Origin of the sequence: Halosaccharopolyspora lacisalsi (assembly GCF_014137975.1) — a bacterium.
Lineage (GTDB): Bacteria > Actinomycetota > Actinomycetes > Mycobacteriales > Pseudonocardiaceae > Halosaccharopolyspora > Halosaccharopolyspora lacisalsi.
Window position 1 is genome coordinate 65,298 of sequence record NZ_JACGWZ010000010.1, and the last position, 15,656, is coordinate 80,953.

Consider the following 15,656-nt stretch of genomic DNA (forward strand, 5'->3'; position numbering starts at 1 on the left):
GAAGGACCCGGGGGGAGTGGGGGTCCTGGGCCTTCCCGCCGACCTGTCGTGTGGCGTGCTGGGTCAGCGCGCCAGGGCGGGCTGCTCGTGGTCGGTGGTCACGGGCATCCGGGTGGCGAGCTGGTCGATGGCGACCTGCTCGGGGAAGGCCAGCACCGGCGTGGTGGTGCTGCGGGGGTGATCGAAGTCGGAACCGCCCACGGCGGGTCTCCTTTCCTACGGGGTGGCGGGCCGGTCCCGCCACTGCGGACAGTGCACCAACTGGCACGCCCGGTTTCGAGGACATCGAAAGGGACATCGTGGGGACAGGTCGAGGACACTGCGGGCAGATGCTTGGCACGGCGATACGCTCGGCCGGTGGCGGAGCACGCATCGAATACCCGGTTGGTGGCGCTGCGCGAGCGAGCGGGCTTGTCGCAGGACGAGCTCGCGCGAGCGCTCAGCGATCTCGCTGGTGGCAGCGTCGCGGTGACCAAAAAAACCATCGGGCGCTGGGAACGCGGCGACGTCGCCTGCCCCGTGCCGCTGTATCGCCGCCTGCTGGCGACGTTCTTCGGGTGCGCACCTGGCGAGCTCGGCTTCACCGACCCCGCCGGCGGCGACGAGCATCCCCACAGCGGTGAGGCCTCCGCGGTGGCGGTGGACCAACACCGGTGGTGCAGGACCCGGGCCGCGTTAGCAGGGCGCCGCCATGCTCTCGCCGCCGCCGCGGCACGGTTCTACGCCACGGACTACACGGTGCCCGGCGCCGACGGCAGTGGTGCGATCACCACGTCCGCGTGGATCCCGCCCACTCCGGTCGAGCTGTCGGCCATGCGGATCGCCTACGAACCCGAGGCCCCGGCACCGAGTATCGACGGCTCGGAACCACCTAGCATCGGGGTGCGCCCCGCCCACGCGGCCACGACCCCCTACCGGCGCTACAGCCACGCCATCCGGGATCTCGCCATGCCGCGCCTGTTCGAGAACCGGTTGTGTTTCCGTTTGACCGGCATCGACTGGAACACCCAGAGCCTGCGGTTTTCCACCATGGGCTTCTACGACGGCGTCGACATCAACGAAGGGTTGGCCCACGAACTGGCCGCCGCCGAGGCACCCTCGACGGAGACCGAGCACCCCCACCTGCCGTTTCGGAGTCATGTCGGCGACCCGTTCGCGCTGTCGCGACGCGCGGTACTCGGCGCGATCGGCACCCTGACCATCCGCGGCGGCACCGCGCCGAGCATGGTGCTGCACCACCGCGACAGCCACCGGGTCGCCGGCGGCGGCAGCCTGCTGCACCTGATGCCCGCCGGACTGTTCCAACCCTCCAGCGTGCACCCCCAGGCGCTGGACCAGGACTTTTCGCTCTGGCGCAACATCCAACGCGAAGCAGTCGAGGAACTGCTCGGCGACACCACATGCGGCGGTGACGGCTCCCCGATCGACTACGAACAGGAGCCCTTCGCCGGTATGGAGCGCGCCCGAGCGCGCGGGCAGATCCGCGTGTACTGCCTCGGCGTGACCCTCGACGCGCTGACGCTGGCCGCCGACATCCTCACCGTCGCCGTCATCGCCCCCGAGGTCTACGACGACCTGTTCGCCGTCACCGTCACGGCCAACGACGAAGGCCACATCCCGACCTGCCGTGTCCCGTTCGGGCCCGACAGCCTCACCCACGCCCGCAGCCTCGGTGCGGTCTCTCCCGGCGCGACCGCGGCCATCGGACTGGCCCAGCAGCACCGCGAGAGGCTACTCGACGAGTCACCACCGAGCCGGCCCGTGGAGTAGCCACCGACACGACCGGACAACCGTGCGCACACGCGGAAACGCCGTCTCGGTGTTTCCGCTGCTGCCCGGGCCGGCTGCGCTACCTGGCCGCGGCCGGATACTCGGCGAGCTCGGCCACCAGGGTCTCGGCCGCGTCCCGGGCCGGGGCGGCCACCGCTTCGGCATCCGCGCGGTGCTGCGCGGCTCGTATCGCGGTGGCACACACCATCAGCCGGCACAACCGGCCCGACCGAGTGGACAACTCCGCGGCGAACTCGCGCTCAATCCGCTCAGCCAACAGCGGGTCGGTCAGCGAAATGCCCCACAGACAGGCGGCATCCAGCCCGCGCGGGCCCAGCCCCCAGGCCTCCCAATCCAACAGCTCCCCGTCGACGGTCACGTTGCCCCAGTGCAGATCACCGTGGGCGGTGCGCCACTCGGTGACCGTGGTATCAACCCGGTCCCCGAACACCGACCGGATCCGGTCGGACAGATGCGCCTGGGACAGCGCGATCCGGTCGGTGCTGTAGGCCTGAAGCAGCTCCAGCGACCCGGCCAGGCGCTGCCACCACTCGTCCGGCAGATCCTCGGGTCGGTGGGTCAGTCCCCCGACGACCGCAGCGGTGACCAACTCCAACTCGTCGGCCCGCCACACCACGTTCCGCTCGACGTCGACCCATTCGACGGCCTGGATCCAGCCGGGTTTGCGCACCCCCACCACCCGGGCAGCGTCCTCCAGACCGGTCCAGGTCCACGGCGGTGTGCGGTCACAATGCCGGTGCTGCACGCGCAGCCACGTGCCCCGGGTGGTGCGAAACCCCGCCGTGGCGCCACTCTCGCCGTAGACCACCGTCGCCCGATCCAGCCCGACCCCGGTGCGCCACTGCATCTGGGCCACCACGTCCTCATAGGACGCCTCACGCAAATCGAGCACCTTGGTATGACGAGCCATGACGACCACCGTTTCACAAACACAAACGGATTCCCACGCACAGTGGCAGCTACACAGGCTCACCGTGCACGACCGCATGAGCCCCGGAGAAGAATCAGGAGGATGGACCCATCGCTGGCTCAGGCTGGCCCAGTCAACGTCGGACACCGGTCACGTGCTTCTCTCCGGAACTGTGCCCAGCAGCGATCAGCTGCTGACCGAACTCGCCCCGTGGTCCCTGGCTTCTCCCGCCACTGCGTCCTAAACGACCAGCAACGCCGCCGCCGAGGTGGGCACCGATATGCCCCATCCCTGTTCCGCCTCCACCGCAGCGGCCCGGGACTGGTCCTGTCCGCTGGTTCCCCAGTCGAGCAGGTGCGTCGCTTCCGACAGCGGGCACAGCAGCCGTCCCAGCAGCCGCCCGCCATCGGGATCAGGATGGCGGGGCAGGAACTCGTCGATCACGCCGACCATCCGCACCAGCGCTCGGGGCTGTCCGGAGCGGACTACGCGCTCATAACCCAGGTATCGAGTCTCGGCCACGGTGACTTGGGATTCCTCCCGAGCTTCGCGCCGCAGGGTGGCCACCAGGTCGGCATCCTCGGGTTCGGGGCGGCCACCGGGCAGGTTGAACCCGCTGCCGGTGTCTTGGACCAGCACCCGGCCCTGGTGCAGCAGCCAGCCATACACCTGCACCACCGGCATCCCTGCCGGCACCGGACCCGGACACCACGCATAGTTGACAGCAGCAGAAGACGACACGATCAGGACCATAGCCGGAGCCCGACATCGGCGGTCGATTCCCCGGAACACTACTGGCTCGCAGTAGTAGGCACAGTGTCGGTAGTTCTCGAGGAGGAGCCTCGCCCACGGACCCGCCGCCGAACGCCTGGCCGCGGACTACGTCGCACTCATCCAAACCTGGGACCAGCATCACCGCGAGCAGCAGCCCCGCATCGACGTCTACCCCGCCACCGCCACGGTCCCAGACCTGCCCGCCGGCCGAGTACTCGACAAGCACCACACCCGCATCCAGATGTCCTGGCCGCAGGACTCACCAGCGTGAACAGCGCCGAGCACGATGCCACGGCCCCGATGCGTGCGCAGGGGCGGCCACGGTCGGGAGGTTGTGCGGGCCCGGAAGGGATCGGCGGGTTACGCGGTCACAGCGGCGGTGTTGGCGTCGGTGATGCCGAGGGTGATTTGGCGTTGTCGGGGTAGGAAGTCTTTGCCGATCCGTCGGGCGAGGTAGTCCATCGGGCTAGCCGCCCAACGGATATCGGGGTCACTGGTGAGTCCGCAAGGGTCGAAGCGGGTGTGCAGGAACCGTTCGACGAACTCGTCGACCGGCATTCCGTAGGCCAAGGCTGTCGACAGTAGTTCCGAGATCGTGGCCACGAGGCCGTGGGTGAAGCTGCCGTGCTTGCTGTGGTCGAGGAAAACCGCGCCGAGGCGCTGGTCACCGTCGACGTTGACGGTCATGCCGAACTCGGTGCCGCCGATGTCGACGTCGAGCCGGTAGCCGCTGCGTACCCGCGGGAGCCGACGGCGCGAGCGTGTGGGGGTGACCGGGGCGGCGTCGGTGACGTCCTGGGGCATACGGCGCGGGTTCCTTGGGGCGAGGGGCTACAACAGGTGGAGCGTGACCAGTAGGCGATCCACTACATGTGGGATCATAGCGATCATCACCGACAGGAACAGCACGTGGCAGGCCACTCGTTCGGGGCAGAACCGCCTCGAAACCGGCAACGGTGCGTACCCGGTGCAGAGCAGGTTGAGGGCCAACGAGACTGGCCAGCAGGTCGGCACAGCCCCGTGATATCCACGTCAGAAAGGATTCGAGTGCGCTGGCCAGCACAGTGAGGTGGACGCACAGCACGAATTTCGGCCTGGTTGCCAGTGCCTGTTCCCGACGCGCTGTGCCACCTCAGTGGCTGTTCCCGTCGCACTCAGGATCATCCTGTGTGGACTCGTCCGTCGTTCCCCCGATCCTGGACACCGGGGTGGTCATCAGATGGTCGAGGTGCACCGTGATCCCGGCCGCTGGCGGCATCCCGGCCAGGACCGACCACCACTCCGCGTCTCCATCTGGCGTGCGCATTCGCTGCTGGATCGTGGCCGGGTCGGGTTCCTCGGCGGTGGCCGCAGCGATCTCACCGCCAGCGGCCACCAGCGTCCACCGCTGGGCCAGCCGCTCGTCGTGGGCACAGGTTCGCGCGAGCGGGAACGCGTTGGTCGGGAAATCGGTGTACAACTGCGGGGCGTGCGTGACGGGCACGACGCGCTGCTCATAGACCGCGTACACGAGCTCGGCGACCGAGGCCGCCTCGTCGACTACAATCCCCTGCTCGACGGCCAGCCGCTGCAGCGTCTCCCGTGAGGTGTCCGGAGTGACGGTCGTGCCCAGCACGCCACCGACGGCGGCGTGCACCGACACGCCACGGGCTTTCGCCGTCAGCACGATCCCGGGCATCGGGGCGGTCACCGCCGCCACCGTGGACAGGAGGTCCACGGCCAGGTCTTGCATCGTTGTCAGGTCCGCGTCGGCCTCGTAGGCCTCACACCGGGTGGACCCGGGAAAGGTACTGCGGCTGATCTCGTAAACGCGGGCGAACCCGCAGGTCACCAGCGCTCTTAGCGCCAGGGGCTGGCCGTGCCACCGCTCTGGTCGGTGCCCTGGAGGCTGTTCGAGGTGTCCCCGACGAGCCAGCACGGAACGAAACTCACTCATCACCCGAGAGCGTCGAGCGACCTGCTGCCAGGCCCAGGGGTCCTGGCGCAGCGCGGTGCAGTACTGCGCCAGCGTCGGCGGGGAATCCGGCACGAGCGTTCCTCTCGGATCAACGGGGTGCACAGGGGCAGGACCGGTCGAGCAGCTTGGGAGGGGAGGAGTTGCTGCTCGACCGGCCCGCGACGGCACGGCAGACGCCGTGCCGCAGTGGGAGCCCGATCTCCACGCCTACCGGCGCTGGCATGCCACGACGCGTGGAGATCGGGCGCGGTCCGATACCGGTCGGGGGACATGCGGTATCGGACCGAGTTATCTCAGGCAGCGATGACTTCAGCGCTGGCCACGCGCAGCGCCACCTCCCGGATCTGTGCCCACAATCGGGAGGATCCGAAGAACTCGGCGGCCACGCCCGTGGTCGCCCCTCGCACCAGGTGCAGGTATTCACCGTTGTTGTGGTCGATATAGCGGTAACACCAAGCCTCATTACTGAAGTGGCAGTACTCAGAGATGCCGGGACACTCAGCGGCCAGCGCTGCACGCACGGCTTGCGAATGCAGACCGGGCGGGATGGTGTAGAACTTGTCGGTCATCGCAGTCACTCCTGTTCCGAACCCTGAAGTTGTGGAAGACCGAGCTCGACATCAGACTCAGTCCCACCCAGCGCCCGGTACAGGCGGTGCATGCGGTAAATGCTGGTGTCTGGCTGAGCTTTGACCCATGACGGCGATGTAGGCCGTTGCGAGCTTGAGCGTCCGAACCAGTCCGTCTCCGGAGCGTCGCGGAGATCCACGGTCGCCGGGTATATCTCGCCGGACCAGCACAGTCCGCGAACCATGTGCGTGCCGGGCTTCCGCAGTGGGAGCTCGTCAGTTTCCATCGTGAATCCTCCAGTCGGGGAGACAGAACACGCAGTGACCGACGGTGCACGCCGCTTCCGGGCGGCTCAGTAGTGGTTCACGCCGAGTGTGAAACGATTTCCCGCAGGCGGTGCCTGCGTACTCCCGGATCCAGACACCGGTCGGGAACCACGCCATATGGATCCAGAACCCGAGCGGGACGAAAGCACAAGGCACCCCGTCACCCCCGCCGATCGGTGTCCACCGCACGGGCAAGCCGTACTTGGCGTGCAGTGTGGACGCCGCCGCTACAGCTCGGGGAATGCCATCCACCTTGAATTCGAACAGGTCGATCGCCACCTGACACTGGACCCACAGTCGGGTTCCCACGTCCTCGCGGTCGAGCACCGTCATGATCTCCCCGATCTTTGATCGTGTGTGCATAGCTGTGTCGGAGGCTCTGACGGGGGGCAGGCAGTCGGGGTACCGCCTGGACCCCGTCAGAGCCGGAGGCAGCCGGCGAGGGCTGCCGGGACGAAGTCCCGGCAGGCGCTCGGGGGTGCGCCCGCACTCCACCGGCCAGCGGCTACATTCGTGATCAACACTGTGAACGCAGCCACACCTTGATACAAGTAGATTGATACAAGAAAATCAACCCGGGGTTGATACTCCGTTCGGGTGAGTTCGTCGGAGATGCCCCGTAAGCGCCCTCAACCACCAGGAGGAGACTCGTGGTCGCGTCGTCAAGTCCCGCCGTGCTGAAACGGTGGATCGCCCTGCATCTCAAGCTGCTGCGCAGCGAAGCCGGACATCGCCAGCAGGACGCAGCCGCCCGAATCGGCCGGACCCAGCAGGCGATCGTCAACATCGAAAAAGGTGCGAACCTGCCCAGCGCGGCGGACTTGGAGCTGCTGCTTGGGCTGTACGGGGTGCCGGAACGCACCGACTTCTTCCGCCAACTACTGAGCGGAGCTCGCAAGAAGGACAATTGGTGGAAGGCGCTCAGCGAGGCGGTCCCGAAGTGGTTCGATCTCTACCTCGGACTGGAAGCCGGTGCAGCCGAGCTCAACTCCTACGACGCACTGTTGGTGCCGGGCTTGTTGCAAACACCGGAATACGCCGAGGCCACGATCCGCGCCGATCCGGAACTGTCCGAGGAGGGCATCCGGCAACGAGTCGAACTGAGGATGGGACGCCAGCAGATCCTGCACCGTGACGACGAGCCGGTGCGGATCTGGGCCGTACTCGACGAAGGCGTGTTGCACCGCGTCCGCGGTACCCATGCGGTGATGGCCGCCCAACTGCAACACCTGCACGAGATGGCTCAGCATCCCCGCATCAACATCCAGGTCCTGCCCTTCACGGCAGGAGCCCACCTCGGGCAAACCGGATCATTCAACATCATGCGGTTTCCACCGGAGATGGCCGACCCCGGCATCGTCGCCGTGGACCAGCTCGTCGGCGGACACTACTACGAAGACCCTGCTGAAGTCGAAGCCTACAAACGAGCCATGACCCAGCTGCAAGACCTCGCCCGGGACACGAAAGACTCACAGAGACACCTGTCCACAGCAGCCAAGGAGATGAACACGTGAACATGCACGCCCTGCAGGAAGCGACGTTTTACAAGTCCAGCTACAGCGACCACCAAGGATCCTGCGTGGAGGTCGCCCTGGAAAGCGGTGCCTTCGGCCTGCGCGACTCCAAGCTGACCGACTCACCCGTGCTGGCCGTGTCCACCCACCACGGCCGCGCGTTCGTGGAGGCGGTCAAGCAAGGACGATTCCGCTGACACTGACGTGATACCGCACCACCGACGATGCCGCCCGGCCAGACCACGTGGCCGGGCGGCATCGTTATGGTCGAGCTCCGCGCGGTGCTCACAGCCCCATCATGCCCGAGCCCGAAACGTATGTGCCAAGGCGCACCTACCCTCGAAACACGATCCCCGCGTGGAGACCGTCGAGTAGTTCGCTGTGCGATGTACGCGATCGCCATATTCTTGTCATGGCGATTTGGGAGGTGTGTTCCCTTGGGGGTAATTTTAGTTAGTACTGAAGTTGTAAACTTAATTATTCCTACTCGGTGAGGTCCGCGTCGAGCGTGGTCAGCCTGTGCAGGATGCGGCCGGTCTCATCGCGATTGATGACCACGAAGGCGAGCCCACGATGGGTCTGCGTCAGGATGGATCCGCGTCGCCGTCGCGGCTTCGCCCGTGGGCATTGCTGTGCTGCTGGTGCCAGTTGGTGACGGCCATGCCGACCCCGGAGGCCACGATGTCTTCCGGGGGGATCGCGACACTGCGGACGTCCGATCCTGAGGCTGCAGCTTCCCCGCCTTCATCGTGTGCTTGCGCCGGGCCGGTCTCGGTATCGCCCCGGTCGGGGAAGGGCTCGTAGTTGGCGTCCAACCCGATTGCGAAGTTGTCGCCCTCCTTGGGTTGCGCCCACTCGCCGGTCTCCATCTGCTTTCGCCATTGCGCTTGAGCTCGTTCGTGCCTCTCGCGCACGTTCGGCGGCAGGTCAGCAGGGTCTGTGTGATATTTCCTGAGCAAATCTTCATGGTCCACGCGCGCTCACCTTCCGTGATCGTCCATGTGAATGGTCCACTTTTCCGTTTCCGGGTTGTACACGCGGCCAGTGACCTCGAAGCGGTTGCCGGGTGCCCAGCCGACTTCGTGGCCAACCCCGTGTGGGTTGGCGAACTCGAGGTCCTTGGCATGCTCGGGCCGGATGACGAACTCGACATTGCCGGGATACGCCTGGGTTTTGTCACCGCTGGTGAAGGCTTCTTCCTTGACCACGGCCCCGGGTTCGTACCGGGAGAGCAGCTTGTCCATCTCCTCGGGGCTGTCGATCTGGATGCCCCGGTACACGTCGGGGTGTTCGGGGCTTCCTTTCCAGTCGGGGAGTCTGTTCATGCCCGAGGTCATGTTTTTGATCTCGGTGTCGTGCTTCTGGAGCGCTGCTTCGTCGCCGGAGCGCAGTGCTTCGTTGATGTCCTGATGGTGGATCCCGGTGTAGCGCCGCATCGCGGTGAGCTCTTCGTCGGGGACGTGATCCAGCTCGGGGTGCAGGGCACGAGTCTCCTGGATCATGCGGTCCTCATACGGGTTGTGTCCCAGCTGTTCCCGATAGGCCTGGTGGTCCTGCTCGGAGGCGTGGAAGTCGCTGTTGCCGGAATAGTCCGACCCGACCTCCGACCTGGGCGTGCCGGGAGAGTCCGGCTGGGGAGACGAGTCCGGCGCGTGCTGCGGTGCCTCCGGTTCCGGAGTGGGCGAGAGTTTGTCACCGATGGACGGACGCCCGGGGCGGGCTGGTTCACCGTCCCCGCCGGAGTCACGTTCCCACGGTTCCATCCCGCGTTCGGACGGGTGTACCCGCTGCGGGGAGTCGGTCCCGGGGCGCGGTTCCGGCGCGGACGGCGTGGGATCGCGGGGTGGGGGGCCGAATCCGCCGTCGGGGCGCGGTCCGGGCCCGGGGTGCGTGGCGGATTGTGCCGGGCCGGGCTGATCCAGCCGCTCGGGCCGCGCCGTGTGCGGGTTCACGGGGTCGCTGTGGGCGGGTGGCTGGTGCAGATCGATTTCGCCGTTGCGGGAGGGCATGCCCGCCGAGTCCGAGGGGCGCCAGGGTTGTTGTTCGCCGAACGGGTTCGGCCCCGAGTCGGGTTGGTCGGGCCGGGGCGCGGGGGGCAGGTCCTGGTTGTCCCAGGGGGTGCCGACGTGGGGCTGGCCCACCGACGTGGGGGTGCCGGGCTCGGGCGGTGTCGGTGTGCCGGGTGGGTGCGCGGGCTGGCCCGGGGGTGGCTGGTTCGGATCGGGTCGCGGAGGCGAGGTGTCGCTGGCCTTGTCGGCGGTTTTGCCGACCTTGCTGGCGTCGCTGGCCTTGTCGGCGGTTTTGCCGACCTTGCTGGCGGTGCCGAGGCCGCGGGTGACGCGGCTGGCCACGCCGGCGCCGCCGACCACGCTGGCCAGCGCATCGGGGATGAACGAGCCCAGTGTCTTAAACGGCTGGTTCTGCCATCCGTCGACGTTGACGACGGTTTTGACCGTCTGCCACGGGTTGGCGGCCGCCGTGACCACGCCGGCGGCCATGGTGGATACGTTGCTCACGTAGTCGCCTGGGTGGGAGATGTTGTAGGGGTCGAGGGGGTTGATCAAGCGGGTGGTTTTGATCAGCCCGGTGACCGCGCCCAGGGCTCCCTCCAGGACATTGACATGGGTGCGGACCATGGTCTGGGTGTTGTCCACGAGGGTCTCTTTGAGCTGGGTCATCCATCCCGGCTCGGCCGGGGCGGTCTTGAGTGCCTGACGCAGGGCGGCCGCGGCCCGGTCTCCCGCCTGACTGACCGCCGCGATCGCCTCGACGGTGTCCTGCTTGGCTTGGCGCCGCTTCTCGGCGGCCGGATCCTGGAACGAGCCCGGTGGGGTCGGCGGCGGCCCCTGACCGCCGCCCTGTTTGATCGCGGCGTTGTAGGCCTCGACTTGGGCGTTGTGCTGCTGCCGGGCGGCCTCGCTGGCCTGATTGGCCGCCTCCAGGTCCTTCTGGGCCTGAGCCCCTTTGCGTTTGGCGGCGGCCAGCGCGTGCTGATACTCGGTCATGGCCGCGCCCGCGTCGGTGAAGGCGTCGGCAGCGGCGAACCACTTCTTCGGGGCCTGGTCCAGATAGGACCGTGCCGCCTCCGCAGCCTGGCCGTGCCACCCGTCGGTGCGCACGGCCCGGAATCCCTGTCCGGCACGGTCGAAGGCCTCGCCCAGTTTGGTCAGATGTTCGCCCCGGCTGGCGGCCTCGGACGGGTCCCCGGGGATGATGTCCGCCGAGGTGGTTCCGGTGATGCCGGAGACCATCCCGTCCCAGTCCTGGCCGAACGAGGTCGTGTTGCTGACCACGAGCTAGTACCCCCAGACCTGGCCGTCGGTGTTGGCTTCTTCCAGCGTCTTGGACGGATTCCCGATAGCGACATGCGCGACCTGGTCGAGGACGTGGACCACACTGTCCTCAACCTGCTGATAGTTGCTGCGGGTTTCGCCGAGCGCGTCGGCGGCGTCTTTGCCGTCGTCGATGAGGTAGCGCACGCCCCACTCCCAGGCTTCGGCGAACTCGCCCAGCGCGGCCGCGAGGTCGTCGTGGCCGATCTCCCACCCCGAGGTCGGCAGCCCGTAGGTCAGCCCCATGCCCTCCTTGGCCTGTTCCGAGGTGCCCCACATGGTCAGCCCTTCGAGCTCACTGATCGCGTCCTGCACTCCGGTCTCGGCTTTGTGCAGCGCATCCAGGTCGACGCCGAAGCTGTTTTCCCCGCCGCCCATCAAGCCTCCTCCGCGCTGTGCGGGGCGGGGCCGTTGAGGGGGCGGTGCAGAATGCTGCCGGGCTGGCCCGGCTCCGGAGTCGCCGTCTCGCCGCCCCGGATTTGCTGACGGTACTGGTAGGCCAGGTCCTCGACGTCGTCGGCCAACGAGTTCACGGCCTGGCCGAAGTCACGCATGAGCGTGCTGGTTTTACCCGCCAGCTCGGCACTACCCAGCACGGTGGCCGGTACGGAATCGGCTTCCACCTGCAAATCGGGGCTGAGCAGCCGCAGGCGCGCCGAGGCCTGCTGCAGGGTTTCCAGCATCGCGCTGTCGGTGGTGTCGGTCATGAGGCGTGTTGCTCCTGCCCGTCGACGGCCAACGGTTCGGCGACGATGCCGCTCACCGGGGGCAGCGCGAACACGTGCTCGGCGAGCGGGTCCAGCACGAGCCCGGTGCCGTACGGCAGGGCGTGCAGGATCCCGTCGAGCAGGTCCGCACCCAGGACGTGGGCGTAGCCGACGTCCTCGGCGCCCCGTCCGGCCGCGACCATGCCGGCCGCCATCCGTTCCAGGGTGGTGTAGACCGGCAGCCAGTTCAGCCCGTCCTGGGACACGGTGGACACGCTGGTCCCGCCCTCGACGGGGCTGGTCTCGATGTACACCTCGGTGTCTCGGAACAGCGCGAGGAGCTCGTCCATGTCGCCGTCCCCGGCACGGACCGCGCGCACCGCCTCCAGCAGCGCGACCGGTTCGTCACCGTCGTCCGGGGCGGGCGCGGGTTCCGGGTCGGACAGATCCCCGACCACGGTCAGGGCACGGGGCTGACTACTCATCGCCGTCCTCCCCCGGAGAGTGCGGATCACGGTGCTCGGCCAGGGCAGCCCGAGTGATCTGGTCGAGGTGGTCGGCGCGCTGCGACAGGTACGCGCTCGCCTCCCCGAGAAAGGTCTGCATCGACGCGGCCACACCGGCGTGGCCGAATATTTCCGGGGTGGCCTGCTGCTCACGTTGGTGGAGGCGTTCGGCCTGCAGACGCAGGTTGGCCGCGTCCAGCAGCACGGCGTCGGTGATCTCCTCCGGTGGAGTCGGCCCCCGGGGAGTGTCCTCAGTGCTCATTCCACGACCACCCGTTGGACCGGCGTGGCCTGCGGGTAGACGAGGACGTCCTCGTCGATCTCGTTGGGGCGCCAGACGATGCCCGTCGTCGCCAGCAGCCGCTGTTTGAGCTGGCGCCCGGTGAGCATGATGTGATCGAGCTCCTCGGAGAAACCGCGGCAGCGTTCCAGCAGTTCATAGCTGGGGTAGGCATAAACCCAATCGGAGCCGCCGACCGTGGTTGTGATCATCTTCTCGCTGTCGAGGTCACGCTCGACGAACACGGTGGTGCGCGCGAACTCCGCATCGCTCGGGTTGCGCTTGGCGGTGTGGGCTCGTTCCTCGTGGGGGGCGGGTTGCAGCCAGCTCACCAGCATCGTCTCCTCGTACCCAGGGGTGGATCGATGGTGGGCACACCGGTGGTGCCGCCTTCAGCGGCAGGAGGCACCGGTGTCCCGATCCGGGCTCGACGGCCCGGACGTTGCCTAGACGATCACCCGCGACGAGGCGGCGGAAGTGTTGACCTCGTGACTATGGCGGTCAACGCCGGGACAAGGCCACCGGCAGACGGATCAAGCCACGGTTGCGGAACGAGGGGCGCCAGGCCAGTTCGGCCGGGTCGACGGCCAGCCGCAGATCCTCGCAGTCGCGCAGCAGGGTGGTCAGGGCGATCTCGGCCTCGGTGCGGGCCAGGGCCGCACCGAGGCAGAAGTGCCGCCCGTAGCCGAGTCCCAAATGCGTCGGCGCGGCCGGGCATCCGCGATCGATATCCAGGGTGTCGGGATCGGAGTAGGCCCGCGGATCGCGGTGGGCCGAGGCCAACGAGACCATCACCGTGTCTCCGGCGGGGATGGTCATTCCGCCGAGCTCAAGATCGGTGAGAGCGAACCGGCGGATAGCCAGCTGCGGCGGGGGGTCGAACCGCAGCAGCTCTTCCACGGCGGCCGGAATGCGCTCAGGGCGGGCGCGGAGCGCGGCCAGCTGCTCCGGGTGGGTCAGCAGCGCGGCCAGCCCGTTGCCGAGCAGGTTGACGGTGTTTTCGTATCCGGCGAACAGGATCACGAACGCAGCGGAGACGAGTTCATTCTCGTCGAGGTGGTCGCCCGCGTCGCGGGCGGCGATCAGGTCGCTGAGTACGTCACTACCGGGGGCGCGGCGTTTGCTGCTGATCAACTCCAGGAGGTACTCGTGCAGTGCGGCCACCCCGCCGCGCACGTCGTCGGACGTCTGCGGGGCCAGCATCCGGTCGGTCCAGGCCTGGAAATTGGGACGCTGATCCGGGGGGATTCCCAACAGTTCACAGATCACGGTGATCGGCAGTGGTCCGGCCCAGGCTTGCATCATCTCCACCTGCCCGTCCGGGAGGGTGGCGGTGAGCTCGTCGGCGAGGTGCTGGATGCGGGGCCGCAACTGCTGCACGCGACGCGGAGTGAAGGCTTGGTTGACCAGTCCGCGCAGCCGGGCGTGCTCGCCTGCGTCGCGATTGAGCAGGTTGGCATCCAGCGCCGGTGGTAGGGAAAACCCCGCATACCCGGTGGTGGAGTGCTGTTTGTCCACCGACAGGTTCGGGTCGGCCAGGGCGGCCTGCACGTCGTTGTAGCGGGTGACCAGCCAGATCGGCGACCCGTCCGGAGTGTGCGCGCGATGCACCGGGGCCTGGGCACGCAGGCGGGCGTAGGTCGCGTACGGGGCGGCCAGGAACGCGGCATCGAAGGCCACCGGCACGGGCGACGACACGGCTCGTCCTTCCGACAACGACAGGGCAGGTGGTCAGGGCAGCTGAGTCAGCGGTGGTGACAACGCCGCGGTCAGCGGGTGCCCCCAGGCGCGGGCGACCCGTTGCCACCAGGCCACGTTGTCCCGCAACCGCGGATGGTGGTCCTGGGGCGGGGCCCGGTGTTCGGCGGGCACGAGAGCGTCCTCGGTGCGGGCGGATTCCAGGGCGGTGCGGATCATGACCGCCTCAGCCACCGACCTCGCCAGGTCCTCATCACTGGTGCTCTCCCGGGCCTGGTCGTAGACCCGCTGGCGGAGCCGCTCGTCGCAGTAGCCGTGCAGACCGACGACGATGTCCCAGCACTCGATGACCCGCCGGTAGAGCCGGAATCCCATATGTACGAGCACGAAGCGGTCCCAGGCCGGGCGCAGCCACCGTGGCATCCACGCCGGGCAGGCCCCCAGCACCACTTCGGGCCGGTAGCTGGTCAGGGCTAGCCACAGCGGGCCGAGGCGACCGTAGGCGGCCCGCTGCCGGGCCAGACGCACCGCGGCCGGCACCCCGGTGGCGATCAGCGGCATCGCCAACCCGATCACCAGCAGCAGCGTTCCCGGTACCAAGATGAACCACTCCACCCGCACCTGGGGATACGGCGGATACCCCACGGCCAGCACGATCCCCAGAAACGCGATCTTGTGGGCGAGGTAGAGCTCGTAGGTAGCCGCACCAGCAGCGATGAGCCGCAGCCCGCGGGCGGTCCACCGAGTGCGGTGGGCGGCGCTGCGCGCCCACAGCCACGACAGCCTGCTCACCGAACCGATCATCAGCCCCATGTAGGCGACGTAGATCAGCATCGCGACCATCGTGGTCGGTGCCTGCATCCAGTACCCGTCCAGCGCCTGGGCGGCATCTCCGGTGGGCGCCAGAGCGGCCAGCAGCCACCGTGCCACCACCACGACGGCGAACAGGGCCGTGTGGGCGCGCACCGTCTGGCGACGCCGCCACCCCGGAGGCCAGACCCAGCACACAAATGCCAGCCGCAGCAGGAAAAAACACGCCAACGCCGGGGTGTGGCGCTGGGCGTAGGCGAAATTGGATCCCAGGGCCTCGGTCAGCACCGGCACCACCGACGGGACTTCTTGCGTGTTGGCGATCCCCATGGTGATGATGGCGCCACACATCGCGGCCACCGCCGGCCGGTTGATACCGGGCTGCGGGCGCGTCAGCTGCAGGAGTTTGACCGTGGCGGCGGTCACGGCCACGGCCACGACCATGATCTGAATCAGATCGCGGGTCGACATAGAAGTCTCC

Annotated in this window: 18 protein-coding genes; 3 read left to right on the plus strand and 15 right to left on the minus strand. The window is 67.9% G+C overall.

The annotated features are described in order from the left end of the window. Positions 1 to 63: 63 nt before the first annotated feature. The gene (locus tag FHX42_RS25210; RefSeq protein ID WP_182546969.1) at positions 64 to 201 is read right to left on the minus strand and encodes a hypothetical protein; all 138 of its coding nucleotides are present in this window, start codon (positions 199 to 201) and stop codon (positions 64 to 66) included. Positions 202 to 357: 156 nt separating this feature from the next. Between FHX42_RS25210 and FHX42_RS25215 the strand changes: the two genes are divergently transcribed. Beyond that, positions 358 to 1,770 (plus strand): helix-turn-helix transcriptional regulator, encoded by a 1,413-nt coding sequence (locus FHX42_RS25215; RefSeq protein WP_328796738.1) that lies wholly within the window; start codon positions 358 to 360, stop codon positions 1,768 to 1,770. 79 nt (positions 1,771 to 1,849) lie between these two features. Here FHX42_RS25215 and FHX42_RS25220 read toward each other — a convergent pair whose 3' ends face one another. The 5 genes from FHX42_RS25220 to FHX42_RS25240 all read right to left on the minus strand — a co-directional run bounded on the left by FHX42_RS25220 (position 1,850) and on the right by FHX42_RS25240 (position 6,001). Then, positions 1,850 to 2,701: a phosphotransferase gene (locus FHX42_RS25220; protein ID WP_220480882.1), complete on the minus strand. Its 852-nt coding sequence runs from the start codon at positions 2,699 to 2,701 to the stop codon at positions 1,850 to 1,852. Positions 2,702 to 2,941: 240 nt separating this feature from the next. Further along, complete coding sequence (locus tag FHX42_RS25225) at positions 2,942 to 3,379, minus strand: NUDIX domain-containing protein (RefSeq protein WP_220480883.1); 438 nt, start codon at positions 3,377 to 3,379, stop codon at positions 2,942 to 2,944. 456 nt (positions 3,380 to 3,835) lie between these two features. Beyond that, positions 3,836 to 4,279 (minus strand): TSCPD domain-containing protein, encoded by a 444-nt coding sequence (locus tag FHX42_RS25230; RefSeq protein ID WP_182546971.1) that lies wholly within the window; start codon positions 4,277 to 4,279, stop codon positions 3,836 to 3,838. A 328-nt stretch (positions 4,280 to 4,607) separates the two neighbouring features. Next, entirely contained in the window at positions 4,608 to 5,504 is an 897-nt protein-coding gene (locus tag FHX42_RS25235; RefSeq protein ID WP_182546972.1) for a class-II aminoacyl-tRNA synthetase family protein, read from the minus strand. A 221-nt stretch (positions 5,505 to 5,725) separates the two neighbouring features. After that, positions 5,726 to 6,001, minus strand: a complete 276-nt coding sequence (locus FHX42_RS25240; RefSeq protein WP_182546973.1) for a hypothetical protein — start codon at positions 5,999 to 6,001, stop codon at positions 5,726 to 5,728. A 977-nt stretch (positions 6,002 to 6,978) separates the two neighbouring features. Here FHX42_RS25240 and FHX42_RS25245 point away from each other — a divergent pair. Further along, positions 6,979 to 7,842 (plus strand): helix-turn-helix domain-containing protein, encoded by an 864-nt coding sequence (locus tag FHX42_RS25245; RefSeq protein WP_182546974.1) that lies wholly within the window; start codon positions 6,979 to 6,981, stop codon positions 7,840 to 7,842. Between the two features lie 2 nt (positions 7,843 to 7,844). After that, entirely contained in the window at positions 7,845 to 8,039 is a 195-nt protein-coding gene (locus tag FHX42_RS25250; protein ID WP_182547004.1) for a DUF397 domain-containing protein, read from the plus strand. A 387-nt stretch (positions 8,040 to 8,426) separates the two neighbouring features. Here FHX42_RS25250 and FHX42_RS25255 read toward each other — a convergent pair whose 3' ends face one another. The 9 genes from FHX42_RS25255 to FHX42_RS25295 form a co-directional block, all read right to left on the minus strand. After that, complete coding sequence (locus FHX42_RS25255; protein WP_182546975.1) at positions 8,427 to 8,816, minus strand: hypothetical protein; 390 nt, start codon at positions 8,814 to 8,816, stop codon at positions 8,427 to 8,429. A gap of 6 nt (positions 8,817 to 8,822) precedes the next feature. Next, on the minus strand, positions 8,823 to 11,135 hold the full coding sequence (locus FHX42_RS27580) for a putative T7SS-secreted protein (RefSeq protein WP_182546976.1): 2,313 nt from the start codon (positions 11,133 to 11,135) through the stop codon (positions 8,823 to 8,825). Positions 11,136 to 11,138: 3 nt separating this feature from the next. Next, complete coding sequence (locus FHX42_RS25265; protein ID WP_182546977.1) at positions 11,139 to 11,552, minus strand: hypothetical protein; 414 nt, start codon at positions 11,550 to 11,552, stop codon at positions 11,139 to 11,141. Further along, positions 11,552 to 11,881, minus strand: a complete 330-nt coding sequence (locus tag FHX42_RS25270) for a hypothetical protein (RefSeq protein WP_182546978.1) — start codon at positions 11,879 to 11,881, stop codon at positions 11,552 to 11,554. The genes FHX42_RS25265 and FHX42_RS25270 overlap by 1 nt, the downstream gene beginning before the upstream one ends. Next, entirely contained in the window at positions 11,878 to 12,366 is a 489-nt protein-coding gene (locus FHX42_RS25275) for an SseB family protein (protein WP_182546979.1), read from the minus strand. The genes FHX42_RS25270 and FHX42_RS25275 overlap by 4 nt, the downstream gene beginning before the upstream one ends. After that, a complete protein-coding gene (locus FHX42_RS25280; protein WP_182546980.1) occupies positions 12,359 to 12,649 on the minus strand; it encodes a hypothetical protein in 291 nt (96 codons plus the stop codon). Before FHX42_RS25280 ends, FHX42_RS25275 begins: the two co-directional genes overlap by 8 nt. Next, a complete protein-coding gene (locus tag FHX42_RS25285; RefSeq protein WP_182546981.1) occupies positions 12,646 to 12,999 on the minus strand; it encodes a hypothetical protein in 354 nt (117 codons plus the stop codon). The genes FHX42_RS25280 and FHX42_RS25285 overlap by 4 nt, the downstream gene beginning before the upstream one ends. 169 nt (positions 13,000 to 13,168) lie before the next feature. Next, positions 13,169 to 14,365, minus strand: coding sequence for a cytochrome P450 family protein (locus FHX42_RS25290; protein WP_328796739.1), 1,197 nt, complete (start codon positions 14,363 to 14,365; stop codon positions 13,169 to 13,171). Positions 14,366 to 14,398: 33 nt separating this feature from the next. Continuing rightward, a complete protein-coding gene (locus FHX42_RS25295) occupies positions 14,399 to 15,646 on the minus strand; it encodes an MAB_1171c family putative transporter (RefSeq protein WP_182546982.1) in 1,248 nt (415 codons plus the stop codon). Positions 15,647 to 15,656 lie beyond the last annotated feature (10 nt).